Raw genomic sequence first — 14,994 nt, 5'->3', positions numbered from 1 at the left:
ATCAATTAATATTTAATGATAAAATTATTAAATTTAAATATGACAAAGTGAAATATTAACAATGAATTGTTATTTGGTTTACTTATATCATTTAACATAATATATATTATGCGAAGTAGTAAATAAGTAGATAATAAGCAATCAAGCCCAAAACCAATCTGTTTTTTGGCTTGATTTTGGCAGCGGCTCGCAGTTTATTGAGTGGTCAGATTTGCCCACAGTGTTTCAAGACGCTTGGCAGAAACCGGCTGAACTGTTTTCATCGGTTGAGCAAATAAATTAATGCGGTATTCTTCGACCAGCCAGCGATATTCTGCAAACTTAGGATTTTTAACGCACCTTGCTAAGCGTTCCATGTGCGTATCTAGCAAATATACAGCATCCAAGTCCGCCTCTAAATTATGCTGTAGCCTATCAAGGCGAATATTGAGTGCCTGTAAATAACGAGGATACTGACGCCAATGCCGATAATCCGTCTGATATACAAAATTTGCCAATTGCAAGTCATCAAGCTGATCTTCGATGTCTTCGATATTTTCACCGAAAATCTCCTGATCTAGCATCAAAAGCTTGCCACGAGCTGTTTGCCAAGCGGTATAAATTTCTTTTAAGTTTCTTAAGATTTCTTGACCAACCAGTAAAAAATTCTTTAAAATTAAGTCTTGACAATCGTCAAACTCTCGTTCATCTAGTGGCAAATGTGAAATCAGCCATTGATTATTTTGTGTTATTAGACCTGCAATTGCTGCTCTGGCATGATCAACGTGTTGACTGACAGGCTTATGATCAAAGTCTGGACCGTAGTCATAAAGGCAGGCTTCTAAAGTTGCATGTACGACGATATTTTTTAGTTTTTCTAAATCACCTAATGGTGCGAACGCCAATTTAAATGCTTTATCAATTTGACCAGTCAGCTGTTTTTGTTTCGCACCCAAATGCCCCTTAATGAGCGTTAAAACGCCCTTTTTATGCTCAGCCAAAGCAGCGTTCATCTCTGTAAATGTCGCAATAAAAACCGCACTTTGGGCCGCATCTGCTTTTAGTGCAGAAAATTCTTGCATGACAATGCCTGATGTGTGCTTATTTTTGACAAAATTAAAATGATTTGGAAAATGATGATGCACTCCCTGCTCAATAGCGATGCTTTGAACGCTAGCTTTACGATGTCGTGCCTGTAATTTCGGCAAGTCACGACTTTTTTCGATCACACGATTTTTATCATCCACCACACAAATCAATGGACGCAGGTAATCTTCAACCTTATCAGGTGCAAAATCTTGAGCGTGTGCTTGCACACCAAGCGTCTTTAATGCTGCCACAAGCTGATCTAATAAACCCATCTTTGAGCTTGCGTCCAATTGGTGAAAAATCTTTTGGCAAGTATCTGGAATGGGGACAATCTGTCGGCGAATTTCTTTAGGCAATGTTTTTAATAATTGTAGTACTAATTCATAACGCCACCCTGAGATACCCCAAAGCAGTGCCACAGGATCAACCTGTGCCAATGCCTTAATCGGTACATGCACGGTCACGCCATCATTATCAGCCGCTGGATCAAAGACATACGACAGCGGCAAGCGTACACCGCCCAAATGCCAACTTTCAGGAAATTCTCGACTATCATCAACAGCTTCATTAAGCACATCTTCATCACTAAAATGCAAAAAGTTGGGTGTTTTGTTTTCAGCATCGTGATAAAATTCTTCAAAACTTTTACGGCTGGCGATATGATTAGGAATTTTGGCATCATAAAATTGATATAAACTTTCTTCATCAACCAATAAATCTCGGCGTCTAAGCTTATCTTCAATACGCTCAATGTCTTTGATTTTATTGGCATTATCTGCCAAAAATTTCATCTGCATCCCATATTGATTGGCAACCAAAGCATCACGAATAAAAATCTCTCTGGCCTGTACCAAATCAATTTGTTCAAAATTCACCAATTCTTTGGCAATCACAATCAGTCCAAATAAACTGATTTGAGCATAAGCACGCACACGCCCTGCTTTTTTTGACCAATGCGGTTCAAAATAATGATATTTTAATAAATTCGGTGCTGCTTTGATAATCCATTCAGGTTCAATCTTAGCAAGCGTACGCATATAAACTTGCGAAGTTTCCACCACCTCAAACGCCATGACCCACTGAGCACCCTTTTTATGAAGCGTACTGGCAGGAAAAATACGGGCTTTTTGGCTACGAGCCATCAAATATTCGCCCACCGTATCGGTTTTATGCGCCACAAATGACAAAAGTGCACTCAAAAGTGCACGATGAATATTGGCATAATGAATGCTTGTTTTGTTATCAATGTCATTTTTTAGGGCTTTAGCCCCCACGAGTGCTTGTTTGATGGATTTTTGATGAGAGGTACCAGACTTAAGTGATAATCGAACACCCTTTTTGGTATCAATTTTCACATCATTTTGGTGATTTTTTTGTTTATTAATCTCAAAACCCATCTCTGCCATCATCTCACTAAGCTGCCTGTGAGTTTTTTGCCATTCACGGATGCGTGCGTAGCTTAGATAATGTTTTTTGGCAAAATTGCGGCGAGCATTACTGCTAAGTGCTTGATTGTCATTGGTTGAATGCTGATCAAACAGTGCTGCAAACAATTCTAAATAAAATAAAAAATCTGAATCTTCTTTACGAAATAACGCATGCTTTTGATCGGCTTGAGCGTGCTTATTGATTGGGCGTTCACGCACATCTTGAACCGCCAGCGCTGACACGATGATTAAAATATCCGCCAAGCAATCAAAGGTATCACCTGCCACAAGCATGCGAGCCAAGCGTGGATCGATGGGCATTTTTGCCATTTGTTGTCCGATTTTGGTTAGACTGCTAAGCTGTGTGCGTCCCTTTTTGGCGCGTGTTTTGGTAAAACTTTTATCATCAAGTGCTCCCAATTCTATCAAAAGCTTACGGCCATCATTCACCAATCGTAAGTCAGGCGGTGTGATAAAGTCAAAGGCATTCACATCGCCAAGTTGAAGACGCTCCATCTGTAAAATCACTGATGCTAAATTGGTGCGTAGGATTTCAGGTTCGGTAAATTCTGGACGACTGTTAAAATCTTCTTCAGAATACAACCGAATACACACCCCAGGTGCTACCCTACCGCACCGCCCTTTTCTTTGATTGGCGGCGGCTTGACTGATTGCCTCGATGGGCAGTCTTTGGATGCGTGATCGATAGTTATAGCGAGAAATTCTGGCAAAACCCAAATCAATCACATAGCGAATATTAGGCACTGTCAACGCAGTTTCTGCGACATTTGTGGCGATGATGATACGTCGCCCTTTACCTGACGGTGCAAAGATTTTTTGCTGCTCACCATAGCTTTGGCGTGCAAATAACGGCAAAATCTCTGTATGGGCAGGCGCATATAACATCAGCACTTCTTGTAGCTCACGGATTTCAGCTTCTGTTGCCGCAAAAATTAAGATATCTGCCTGATCTGGATGCCCCTTGGTGCGTGCATCTTCAAAGCATTCATTAACCGCTGCTGTCAAAGCGCGTGGCAGATTGTCCTCAATATCATCAAATGCATCATCATCTTGGCTAGATACGATGGTATCGGTCAAGGGGTGATAGCGCACCTCAACAGGATAGCTACGACCCTCGACAATATACACAGGTGCAGGTTTGCCATTCGCTGCAAAATAGTCAGAAAACCTTTGGGTGTCTAAAGTGGCGGAGGTGATGATAACTTTTAGATCAGGGCGTTTGGGTAAAAGACGCTTTAAATAGCCCATGATAAAATCAATATTTAAGCTACGCTCATGTGCTTCATCAATGATGATGGTATCATAATTTGCCAAAAACTTATCAGAGCCTAATTCAGCAAGTAAAATCCCATCTGTCATCAGCTTGACAATAGAGTGCTTGCCACCTTCTTCGGTGAAGCGAATCTTAAAACTCACCGTCTGACCAAGTGGCTCGCCAAGCTCTTCAGCGATACGCATCGCTACCGAGCGTGCAGCCAATCGGCGTGGCTGTGTGTGGCCAATTTGACCTGTGATGCCACGCCCTGCCATCATAGCAAGCTTAGGCAGTTGCGTGGTTTTGCCAGAACCCGTCTCACCTGCGATAATCACCACTTGATGATCACGGATCGCTTGAATTAGCGTATCGGCTTCAGCAGTCACGGGTAAATCATGATTAAGTTTTTCTGATAGATTTTTTGGTATGCTATCCATACGATTGGCGACCTGTTCGGCAGATCGCTCATAGATAGCATCATAGCGTATTTTGCACTTAGTTTTTAGATCGCCTGTGGTAGAATTCATTTTCTGTTTTAGTTTATTTAAATAATGTCTGTCTTTGGCAAGGACTGGTAAATTATCGGTAGAATGCATATTTTTAAATGATAGTTATCTTATAAAGGGTATGAAAAAGCATCAATTTAAGTACATTGATACATCAGATTTTATTTTATTCATGGGTCTATATGAGGGCTTGGACGCATGAATAAACCATGTATTGTAAATAAAATCATCAAAACCTGCAATTTTCTATTTAAATGGCGATTTTAGGGCGATAGACAAGCGATGACTTTTTGCCCATCTGTCGCAAATTTATTAACTTATGCTATAATGCCAAGTATCTTTTTTGCCTATTGTGATTGTCAATTATGAACGAATCCATTAGCCTAATTTCGCTGGTCATTGAAGCAAGCGTTGTTGTTAAATTGGTCATGGCGATACTGCTTTTGCTGTCTACAATCAGTTGGGTACTGATTTTTCATCTGGGTACCAAAATTGGCGGTATTGCCAAGTTTGATGAGCGATTTGAGCGATGGTTTTGGACTGATGATATCGATCATCAGCTGTCTGTTGTGCAAGCAGAATCAGAGCGTGCAGGGCTTGAGCTGATTTTTTATACAGGTTTTTATGATCAAAATCACCAAGACCAAGATTCTTCACTAAGTGATGATAAAAAAGTGCAAATCGTTGAGCGTCGCTTGCGTATGGCATTAGGCAGTGAGCAGGTGCATCTTGAAAAAGGATTATCAACGCTTGCAACGATTGGTTCTGTTTCACCTTATATCGGACTATTTGGTACAGTATGGGGCATTATGAATGCATTTATTGGCTTGGGTCAAGCCGAATCGGTTGGTCTTGCAACCGTTGCACCGAGCATTGCTGAGGCATTGATTGCAACAGCACTTGGTTTATTTGCGGCCATTCCTGCGACGATGGCATATAATCACTTTGCCACCAAATCCAATACACTGTATGAAAATCGTAGCCTATTTTGTGAAGGCTTAATAAGTGCATTGGTGACAAATCTGGCAAAAAAGAACACCGCATCAACTTTATAGAGCATACTATTTTATAGAGCATATTATGGTAACTTCCAATCGATTCGCTCGTCGCCAAAGACCGCTAAATAGTGACATGAATGTTGTGCCTTACATTGATGTGATGTTGGTGCTTTTGGTGATATTTATCGTAACAGCACCAATGCTTGCTACAGGTATTGAGGTATCACTGCCAAAAGAGCAGACCAAACCCATCACACAAGCTGACAAGCTACCTGTCATTGTCAGCATTCAGGCAGATGGCAATCTGTATGTCAGCCATAAAAATGCCATCGATGTGCCAATCACGCCTGACAAGCTAGATACCCTGCTACGCCAGATGCACCAAGACAATACCGATTTACAAGTGATGGTCAATGCCGATGCAGATAATGCCTACGGCCGAATTATGCAGATTATGGCATTGATTCAAAATGTTGGTATCACCCAAGTGAGTTTGCTTAGCGAATCTGTTCAATAATGCATGATAATTCATAAGGCAAATCAATCGATGCGTTTATCCGATAATCATCCAACAGTCAATTTTGATAAATCTGCGCTAATTTTACCAATTTTAGCCAGTGTTTTATTACATACCGTCATCATCATAGCGGTAGCAGCACCACTGATTACACCGCCTACTAAGCCCAATACTACTATTCAGACCGCTTTGGTAGGTCAAGAGGCTTTTAATCGTGTCAAGACGGCCTTGAGCAATCATCATGCCGATCAAAACAAGCCAACTGCCACCAACACTTCAAGTACCATCACTGCCAATGATAATGATAATGCATTTATGCAAGCTCAAAATCAGCATCGTTATCACCCACAGGTTTCTACTTCTGCCACCACGACCCAAGCGTATCATCCACCACCCAACTCAGCACCCTTTGAATCAAATTCACCAAATATACAAAATCAACCAACAAACGCTCACGCCAAGCTGGCTGAATATTCTAATCATGTCTCAGACCTTGAGCAGTCAAATCATACCGAGTCTACGCCAAGCCGAGCACAAATCAATGCCGCCATCACCTCGGTCAAACATCGTATTGAAGCCATTTGGCAACGCTATCCTAAGCAGCCCAATCAAACCATCACCTTTCAGGTTAATATGAATCAACAAGGCGATGTAACCTCAATCCAATTCGGTGGTGGCCATCCTGATTTGCGTGAATCTGTAGAAGCGGCGGTATATGCTGCCGCACCATTTTATGAACTTGGCGGTATGCGTGACAGTATCCGCCTGCAGTTCACCACAGAGCAGCTAATTATGGATAATAACCAAACAACCAATGAGCCTAATCACTAATCGTCATGGAGTTTTTATGAAATCACCCATTACCAAAGTTTGCCTTGCTCTGACCATAAGCTTTTCTGCCGCTTTGACGCACACTTATGCTGATGATGAATTGATTGTGATTAGCGAACAAGTTGCTCCGAGTCAATACCCCGTGGCAGTCATGCCTTTTTCAGAAGCTCATCAAATGAGTCATTATCTAAGCCTGGCAGGTCTTGGTACTACTCACCAAAACCTGCCACAGCACACTCAGACGAATAGCGACATTCTGAATAATCTGACCGCATGGCGTAACCGAGGATTTGAATATATTATTTTGGCACAGTCGCATCAAATTTTGGGAAATAAGCTTGCAATTAACTATGAAATTATTGATACTGCCAATGGTTTGGTAAGCGTCAAGCATACCCAAATTAGCGATAACCACCCTGCTTCTATCCAAGCTGCCTATCGTCAAATCAGCGATACAATCTATCAAATCATCACAGGCCAGCCATCAGATTTGATGGGTAAAATCGCCTATGTGGAAGAAAGCGGATCGCCACAAAATAAAATCTCATCTCTTAAATTAATTGATCCAAGCGGTCAGCTTATCCGTACGCTAGATACCGTCAATGGATCAATTATAACGCCGACATTTTCCCCCGATGGCTTGAGTATTGCTTATAGTGTACAAACAAAAAATAATCTGCCCATCATTTATATTGTGTCTGTATCAGGTGGCACACCAAAGCTTGTCACGCCATTTTGGGGTCATAATTTGGCACCAAGTTTTTCACCAGATGGTGGCAGTATCTTATTTTCAGGTAGCCACGAGAATAATAACCCGAACATTTATCGTCTTAATTTACATACCAATCACTTAGATACGCTCACTACATTCAACGGTGCTGAGAATGCACCAAATTATTTGGCAGATGCGTCAGGATTTATTTATACTGCTGATAAAGGTACACGCCACCAAAGCCTATATCGCTATGATTTTGGCACGACGCATAGCACCCAAATCGCCTCTTATGCCACCAATCCACGCTTAAGCCCAGATGGATCAAAGCTTGTATATTTATCAGGTGGACAAATCATCATCGCCAATACCAAAGGCCGTATCCAACAAAGTTTTAGGGTGTTAGGCACTGATGTATCAGCCAGCTTTTCACCATCAGGCACACGGATTATATATACATCCAACCAAGGCAATAAAAACCAGCTGATGATCCGTTCGCTATCAAGTAATGCCATACGCACCATCCCAACATCAGGCACGGTGCGTGATCCGATTTGGTCAAAATAATGCCAATGAGTATCCCAACTAAGGTGACAGTCGGCTATACCCAAAGGCGGTTATTTATGGTCAGTATGACAGTTGGCCTGATCAGCTTAAGTGGGTGTCAGCACATTCAAGTGACCAAAAGCCCAATACCGATCATCATCCATAGCCATACAAAATCGCCATCTCAGCCTAAACCTACACCAACTGACACCGTGCCTACCAAAAACCGCCCAATCTCCCCACCAACACAAAAGTCCAATACGATATTTATTTTGGAAGATTGGTTTTAGGCAGTTTTGGTAGATTCAAAATATAGTAACAGCTCATTCACCTTGTCAATTCTAGCTTGGGTATCCATAAGCTCTTGGCTGGTGTATCGGATGGCCGTTGCACCATTCATGCGATAACCGTCATTGGACTGAATCAGCTTAATAATCGCCAATCCATCAATCGGCGTATCGGCACGAAACTCAATACTGATGGTGGTTTGGGTTGCATCAATCTTAGCAATCCCTAAGGCTTTGGCTCGTATGCGAATGCGATGCACCGCAAATAAATTTTGGGTTTGGGTGGGTAATGTGCCAAATCTGTCAATCATCTCAGTACGAATGTCTATGAGCTGATTGACATCATCTAAGCTACTGATTCTTTTATAAAATACCAAACGCTCATGCACATCACCCAAATACTCATCAGGTATCAGTGCCGATGCATGAATATCAATATCACTAACCAAATCCAGTGGTGTGGCAAGACTCGGTGTCTTGCCTTGTTTGATGGCATTGGTCGCACGCTCAAGCATATCCATATATAAGCCAAAACCAATGGTTTGCATGTTACCAGATTGCTCTTTGCCTAAAATTTCCCCAGCACCACGAATTTCCAAATCTTCACTGGCAAGCATAAACCCTGCACCCAAAGTGTTGGCTCTGGTGATGGCATTTAGGCGTTTTTTGGCATCGCTTGATAATCCTTTCAATGATGGCACCATCAGATAGCAGTATGCTTGATGATGGCTGCGACCCACACGACCACGCAACTGGTGCAACTGAGCGATACCAAATTTATCCGCTCGGTGAATAATGATGGTATTGGCATTAGGCACATCGATACCTGTCTCGATGATGGTGCTAGCAACCAAAACATTAAACTTTTTATGATAAAAATCATTCATCACCACCGAAAGCTCACGCTCATTCATCTGCCCATGTGCTACCGCTACTCGTGCTTCACCGACCAATTCACGCAGTGTGTCAGCTGCTGCCTCGATACTAGCAACATCATTATGTAGATAATATACCTGTCCGCCCCTGAGTATCTCCCGTAAAATTGCTTCTTTGATTGTCTCATCAGATTTGGGTAATAAAAAAGTCTTAATCGCCAAGCGTCTGGCAGGTGGTGTGGCAATGATAGAAATATCCTGCATGCCCGATAACGCCATATTTAAGGTGCGTGGAATCGGGGTGGCAGTCATTGATAAACTGTCAATATTGGTTTGTAGTGCTTTAATACGCTCTTTATGCCGTACGCCAAAACGATGTTCCTCATCAATAATCATCAAACCAAGCTGTTTGAATTTAACATCGTCCTGAATGAGCTTATGCGTACCAATCACAATATCCACCGTACCATCTGCCAGCCCTGCTAAAATGGCATCTTGATGTTTTTTATTGCCAAATCGTGATAAACTTTCAATCTTAATGGGCCAATCAGCAAAGCGATTTAAAAAGCTGTCCTCGTGCTGCCCTGCCAAAAGCGTCGTTGGAACAAGTACGGCAACTTGATAGCCCGCCTGAACAGCAATGAATGCCGCACGCATCGCCACTTCGGTCTTGCCAAAACCAACATCACCACAGATAAGCCTATCCATCGGCTTATTTTGCTTCATATCGTGCATCACTGCATGGATAGCTTCAGCTTGGTCGATGGTTTCTTCAAAAGCAAATTGGCTGGCAAATAGCTCATATTGAGACATATCAATATCAAAACTGATGCCTGATTTAGCATTTCTACGAGCCTGTACATTTAAAAGCTCGGCGGCAACATCATGGATTTGTTCCAAAGCTTTTAGCTTGGCTTTTTCCCATTTGCCCGAACCAATTTTAGACAGGCTGACTGTCTGCAAATCTGAGCCGCTATATCGCCCAATCAGTGCCAAATTGGTAATAGGTACATAAATACTGGCATCATCGGCATATTTTAGATGAATAAATTCTTGCTCACCTTCACCCACATCCAGCACCACCAAACCTTGATAACGCCCGATGCCATGTTCAAGATGAACCACCAACGCCCCTTCGGTCAACTCAGTTACCGACTTAATCAAAAAAGCCTGTGAAACACTTGATTGACGACGACGGCGTGTTTGAAGCACCTGCCTACCAAAAATTTGTGTCTCTGAGATGATGCATAATCCGCCAGTTTCATCACGCAACCAAAGACCACGCTCAATCGGTGCAACACTCAAAGCAATACAATCAGTATTAAAATCATCTAAATTATTAATAAATTCTTGATAATTATCAACCACTTTGACAGCGACTTTATCTTTTAATAGCTCAAGAATAATTTCACGGCGACCAGCACTTTCAGCGACCAATAAAATCGGTACTTGCCCTGATTTTATGAATGATAGCAGTTCTGATAAAGGCTTGGCAGCTTGATGATTAATCGGTAAAATCGGCGGCGGTAAACTCTCCATGGCACCAATTTTTGCCGTATCGTGGTTTGTGTTGATAACAACTCTGGGATAGGCTTTCAATACTTGATGAAATTCATTATTCGCCAAAAATAAATAATCAGGCGGCATAATCGGCAATGATTTATCATGTGCACGAGAATGATGGCGTGCTTGGATTTGCTGATAATACTCATCATGACAAGCACTAAGATTATCATGACTAACCACCAGTGTATCATCGGGCAAATAGCTAAATAAATTGCCTGTTTTCATCCATGCGTCAAGCTCAAAAAATAACGGTGCATAAAACTCAATTCCCTGAGGAGCAATGGCTGCCATGACATCATTATAAAATTCTATCTTGCGGGCGCTGGCATTAGGAAACAGGCTCGCAAAATTTTGGCGAAACATCTCTTTGCCTGCTTCCAAGGGAAATTCTCTAGCAGGCAGCAGGCGAAATTCGGTGATTTTGGCAGATGATGGCAGCTTTTGGGCATGATGCGTATTCATGCCTGCTTGGGCATCTTTTTTTAGCTGAGCTAAATCATTATCGGATAAAGTACGCTGACTGTCAGGATCAAAAAATTTGATCGTCTCAATGTTATCATCAAACAAATCAAGACGAAAAGGTAGGCTTTGACCAACGGCAAAAATATCAACAATACTGCCTCGAACCGCAAATTCTCCTGGCTCAAACACATTCTCCGTCTGCACATAGCCTGCTTTGGTTAATCGAAGTCGCTGTTCATGAATATCAAATTTATCACCGACAGCCAAATCAAAATGCTGTCCTATCAGCCAGCTTGGTGGTGCGATACGTTGCATCAATGTCTGAGTACTGACCAATAAGACACCAGTTGTTGGCATTCTCGTTAGTAAAGCAATACGCTCTGAGATAATGTCTTGATGAACAGACAGCTGATCATAAGCCAAAATCTCCCAATCTGGAAAAACATGTGCATCAATGCCAAAAAAAGACAGCTCAGTATCCAACTGATTCAGTTCATTTTGATGATTGGCGATCATCACAATCAGCCGCTCTTCACTTTTGGCTGCCAGTGCAAGCCAAAAACTCAAATCAGCACCGCCAAGTAAGGGTAAAGTTGTCTTAAAATTTGCCTTGGTTGGCAAATCTAATTTGGGCTTAAATGTATCAATCATCGTATTACCAAGTGTTAAGTTTTTGTTGCCACGCTAAGCACTTATCTGCAATGGTATCAACCGAATGCCCCATAATATCAGCTGTCACAGCAATATAATCGATGGCTGCACCGTTTAACTTATCTCGAAGCTGATGGATATTTTCAAGGGTGATACCACCAATCACGCATAAAGGAAAATCAAGTTCGCAGGCTTTTTTTAATATGTCTTTTGAGATAATTTTGGCGCGTGGCTTAGTGATGGATGCAAATGCTGTACCCATAGCACCGTAAGTTGCCCCTTCTCGCTTAGCTTCTTTAAATAAAGCAAGGTCTGTATGACAGGTGCGACCAATCACCACATGGTCTCCCAAAATCTCTCTGGCGACCCGTACGCTACCATCACGCTGACCCAAATGAAGCCCCGTCCCAAAATGTGATGCAAGCTCTAGACTATCATTCATAACGACTTTAATATCATAATCATTCGCAAGACTGACGATCATTTCAGCTTCTCGATACACTGTCGCCAAATCATAAAGTTTCAAGGTGGACTTACGACGCACTTGCAGTAATGACACCGCACCTGTATCAAACACCCGTTCAAGCTTATCTAATAAAGTTGTCAGCTCATCATCATTCGTCAGTAAGTATAATTTGGGTACTTTGTCAATACTTTGTAAAGTCATTTACTGTATTCCAATTAATGATCTGATTTGATCAGCGATACGGTCAAAATAATGTTTATCAGGTGATTGAACATGGTTAATACTTAAATAGGCCGCACAAGCAGCCTATTTCAAACCATGAACATTCATGCTAATAACATCCTCAACCACCTATCAAACATCCATTTTCCAATCAAATGGCATCTGATGATGACCACGCAATGCCATCATCAGCGTTTGCTGCATGTGGCTGAGTACCTCTTGGGTATATGGCATCGCTTCATGACCCCAAACTGGATTTGGCCATGCGGCATCATTTTGGTAGCGTACGATGTGATGAAAATGTAGCTGCAACACTTGATTACCCAAAGCGGCAACATTCATCTTATCTGCACCAAAAATTTTTGCCATTTGGCTAGATACCCAGCTTGACTCACGCAAAAATTGCACTTGGTCAGCCGCTGACAGCTCATAGATTTCTTTAATGCCTGAAACACGAGGTACCAAAATTAGCCAAGGAAATTGGCAATCATTCATCAAACGCACGGTCGATAATGGGAAATCACCAACCAAAAAGGTATCTTTGGCCAGCGTGGGATGTAATTGAAACATAGTTCGCTCATATTGTTGTTATAAATAGTGATATTGTAGCATAAATTTAGATGGCAAAAAAGATTTACACGCCTGCTATGATCAAAGTTTGGTCATCACAATCATTTAAACCACAACACTCATTGGGGTAGCATCTTTTGGTATGGGCGTGTATTTGGCGTTTGGTGTGTTCGGTGAGTGCCATAGTCGTCCTTTTTGATTAAAAAACCGCTCATCAGGTGATGGGCGGTTCATTTTAAATATAAAAAAGCCAAATAATCATAACAATTTCATACAAAACCGTAATAATTACTTGACTTTTAATGTATTTTAAACTATAATACAAACCATCAAGCAAGGGTGGTAGGACACCCAAGCCTGATAGGTTACCGCCACCGACCTATGTAAGTGGTGGCGACCTTAGGAGATAAGACAATGAAAACGCTCTTCAAAGTTATCATCATTGTTATCCTGCTACTAATAAACAACAACGCTTACTAAGCAGGTAGCCTGTAAAGGCTGGGGGGCGGTGGGCTTCGCCATCGCTTCACTCCTAAAATCTAAATATATCTTACCAACAATTTAAGGATAAGTCAAATGCCAAAAATCGTTGCCAATCCCAAAACTCGTGCTCAAATCCAAAAAGACAGCGATGCACGCCGTGGGGTAAAACCCATCGGTTTTAAAGTCCCCATAGAGTTTGCTGAGCTACTTGATGAGCTTGCCAAACAATCAGGCAAAACCAAAAACATCATCATCATGGAAGCAGTTGAGCTTTGGGCAAAACAGCTCTAAGTTAAAAACTTGTTCAAATTTCAAACCAATCTGCCAAAAGTTGCTTTTTTCTGACTGATTTCATAATTTTCACAGACATATTTTTTGGTATCGTGTCAAATCAAACGGCGGTAGTCATCAGCAATTTAAACACCCCACCATTGACAGCATTATGAGACAAGCAGGGCTAAACGCTTAGCCCTTGCAACACCTCGATAACTAAGAGACGATGATGTTATACCCCATTGCAATCTTAAAAGGCGGTGATAAAACCGCCCATGGCATCTTTTTTCCCGATGTGCCAAATCTTGCCAGTGCGTGCGATGAGTGCAAGACATACACAAAATGGCGTTAGAATGCCTTGATGTGCATTTTAGTGGCTTGGTAGCAGATGGCGAAGAAATCCCATTGCCTACCAATTTTGATGCACACACCCAAAACAGCCAATTTGACGGTATGATGTGGGCATGGGTAGATGTGGACTTGTCAAAATATGACATAAAAAGCCACAAAATCAACATTACCTTACCTAACCATCTGATTGCCAAAATTGACGAAAAAGTCTCGGCTCACAAATCGCTATACAAAAGCCGTTCAAACTATCTGGCACAGCTTGCCATGGCGGATTTGGCTTGACATACCCCATGTCAAGCCATTTTAAGGCAATAAAAAGCCCATAAAGGGGTGTTTATTTGGGCAATAAAAAACCGCCTATCATCAGATAAGCGGTTTGGGGGTTAATCATTTTTAAAGCAATAAAAAAGCCAAATAATTTAATAAAATTATTTGGCTTTGGGGCTGGTAGCAAGACTACTGTAACAACCAAGCTACTGTACACTCACTAGCAGAAGGAAAAAGTGATGAAAACCTTAATCAAACTCATCGTTGTCATCATCTTGCTACTGATAAGCGGTTCTGCTTACTAAGATGATGCCTAGCCCAAGTAAGTACCAAAGTTGCAAAGGCTAGGGGCTAACAAGGAAGTTAGCCACCCCTGATCTTTATTATGCCATGGTTTTTGATTTTTGCAAGGGTTTTTTATGACAGACAGCACCACATCACCAGCACGCCAAAAGGCTACCAACACTTACCGCCAAAAGGCACTTGCCAACATTGCTTTGGTGATTAGCCATACTGAGCCTCATGCTTTAGATGCCTTAAATCAGATTATGGCTCATAAGGATTGCTCTAAGGCAATGGCAATTAAGGTGGCGTTGGTAGAGTACGCCAACACCCTAAGTCAAACCAGCCGCTGATTAAA

The 14,994-nt window shown here is 41.8% G+C and carries 14 protein-coding genes; 9 read left to right on the top strand and 5 right to left on the bottom strand.

Annotated features, from left to right (window positions below):
• Nucleotides 1–194: 194 nt before the first annotated feature.
• The gene (gene hrpA, locus A4U55_RS07435; protein WP_003671316.1) at nucleotides 195–4,367 is read right to left on the bottom strand and encodes an ATP-dependent RNA helicase HrpA; all 4,173 of its coding nucleotides are present in this window, start codon (nucleotides 4,365–4,367) and stop codon (nucleotides 195–197) included.
• 275 nt (nucleotides 4,368–4,642) lie between these two features.
• Between hrpA and A4U55_RS07430 the strand changes: the two genes are divergently transcribed.
• The 5 genes from A4U55_RS07430 to A4U55_RS07410 are packed head-to-tail and all read left to right on the top strand — an operon-like array spanning nucleotide 4,643 to nucleotide 8,171.
• On the top strand, nucleotides 4,643–5,332 hold the full coding sequence (locus A4U55_RS07430) for a MotA/TolQ/ExbB proton channel family protein (protein ID WP_003659829.1): 690 nt from the start codon (nucleotides 4,643–4,645) through the stop codon (nucleotides 5,330–5,332).
• 25 nt (nucleotides 5,333–5,357) lie between these two features.
• A complete protein-coding gene (gene tolR, locus A4U55_RS07425) occupies nucleotides 5,358–5,792 on the top strand; it encodes a protein TolR (RefSeq protein WP_049155840.1) in 435 nt (144 codons plus the stop codon).
• Between the two features lie 30 nt (nucleotides 5,793–5,822).
• Entirely contained in the window at nucleotides 5,823–6,623 is an 801-nt protein-coding gene (locus tag A4U55_RS07420) for a cell envelope integrity protein TolA (RefSeq protein WP_003673866.1), read from the top strand.
• A gap of 16 nt (nucleotides 6,624–6,639) precedes the next feature.
• Nucleotides 6,640–7,902 (top strand): PD40 domain-containing protein, encoded by a 1,263-nt coding sequence (locus tag A4U55_RS07415; protein WP_003664748.1) that lies wholly within the window; start codon nucleotides 6,640–6,642, stop codon nucleotides 7,900–7,902.
• On the top strand, nucleotides 7,902–8,171 hold the full coding sequence (locus A4U55_RS07410; RefSeq protein ID WP_227506555.1) for a hypothetical protein: 270 nt from the start codon (nucleotides 7,902–7,904) through the stop codon (nucleotides 8,169–8,171). The genes A4U55_RS07415 and A4U55_RS07410 overlap by 1 nt, the downstream gene beginning before the upstream one ends.
• On the opposite strand, the gene mfd is transcribed toward A4U55_RS07410, so the two are convergent.
• The 4 genes from mfd to A4U55_RS09330 form a co-directional block, all read right to left on the bottom strand.
• On the bottom strand, nucleotides 8,168–11,722 hold the full coding sequence (mfd, locus tag A4U55_RS07405) for a transcription-repair coupling factor (protein ID WP_063454181.1): 3,555 nt from the start codon (nucleotides 11,720–11,722) through the stop codon (nucleotides 8,168–8,170). The genes A4U55_RS07410 and mfd overlap by 4 nt on opposite strands.
• A 4-nt stretch (nucleotides 11,723–11,726) precedes the next feature.
• On the bottom strand, nucleotides 11,727–12,389 hold the full coding sequence (locus tag A4U55_RS07400) for a thiamine phosphate synthase (RefSeq protein ID WP_003659837.1): 663 nt from the start codon (nucleotides 12,387–12,389) through the stop codon (nucleotides 11,727–11,729).
• A gap of 153 nt (nucleotides 12,390–12,542) precedes the next feature.
• Nucleotides 12,543–12,980 carry an HIT domain-containing protein gene (locus tag A4U55_RS07395; protein WP_003658105.1) on the bottom strand — a complete coding sequence of 146 codons (438 nt, stop codon included), beginning with the start codon at nucleotides 12,978–12,980 and terminating at the stop codon, nucleotides 12,543–12,545.
• A gap of 105 nt (nucleotides 12,981–13,085) precedes the next feature.
• Nucleotides 13,086–13,214, bottom strand: coding sequence for a hypothetical protein (locus tag A4U55_RS09330; RefSeq protein ID WP_013107953.1), 129 nt, complete (start codon nucleotides 13,212–13,214; stop codon nucleotides 13,086–13,088).
• A gap of 342 nt (nucleotides 13,215–13,556) precedes the next feature.
• Here A4U55_RS09330 and A4U55_RS07390 point away from each other — a divergent pair, with 342 nt between their 5' ends.
• The 4 genes from A4U55_RS07390 to A4U55_RS07380 all read left to right on the top strand — a co-directional run bounded on the left by A4U55_RS07390 (nucleotide 13,557) and on the right by A4U55_RS07380 (nucleotide 14,989).
• The gene (locus A4U55_RS07390; protein WP_003658103.1) at nucleotides 13,557–13,754 is read left to right on the top strand and encodes a ribbon-helix-helix domain-containing protein; all 198 of its coding nucleotides are present in this window, start codon (nucleotides 13,557–13,559) and stop codon (nucleotides 13,752–13,754) included.
• 211 nt (nucleotides 13,755–13,965) lie between these two features.
• Complete coding sequence (locus A4U55_RS09215) at nucleotides 13,966–14,088, top strand: type II toxin-antitoxin system HicB family antitoxin (RefSeq protein WP_003659842.1); 123 nt, start codon at nucleotides 13,966–13,968, stop codon at nucleotides 14,086–14,088.
• Complete coding sequence (locus A4U55_RS07385; protein WP_227513443.1) at nucleotides 14,061–14,369, top strand: type II toxin-antitoxin system HicB family antitoxin; 309 nt, start codon at nucleotides 14,061–14,063, stop codon at nucleotides 14,367–14,369. The genes A4U55_RS09215 and A4U55_RS07385 overlap by 28 nt, the downstream gene beginning before the upstream one ends.
• A 404-nt stretch (nucleotides 14,370–14,773) precedes the next feature.
• Nucleotides 14,774–14,989 carry a hypothetical protein gene (locus A4U55_RS07380; RefSeq protein ID WP_003668189.1) on the top strand — a complete coding sequence of 72 codons (216 nt, stop codon included), beginning with the start codon at nucleotides 14,774–14,776 and terminating at the stop codon, nucleotides 14,987–14,989.
• The last annotated feature ends 5 nt before the right edge of the window (nucleotides 14,990–14,994 follow it).

The sequence above is a fragment of the Moraxella catarrhalis genome (assembly GCF_001632285.1).
GTDB lineage: Bacteria > Pseudomonadota > Gammaproteobacteria > Pseudomonadales > Moraxellaceae > Moraxella > Moraxella catarrhalis.
Note: the sequence above shows the minus strand (reverse complement) of the source record. Positions and strands in the feature narration are given on the sequence as shown.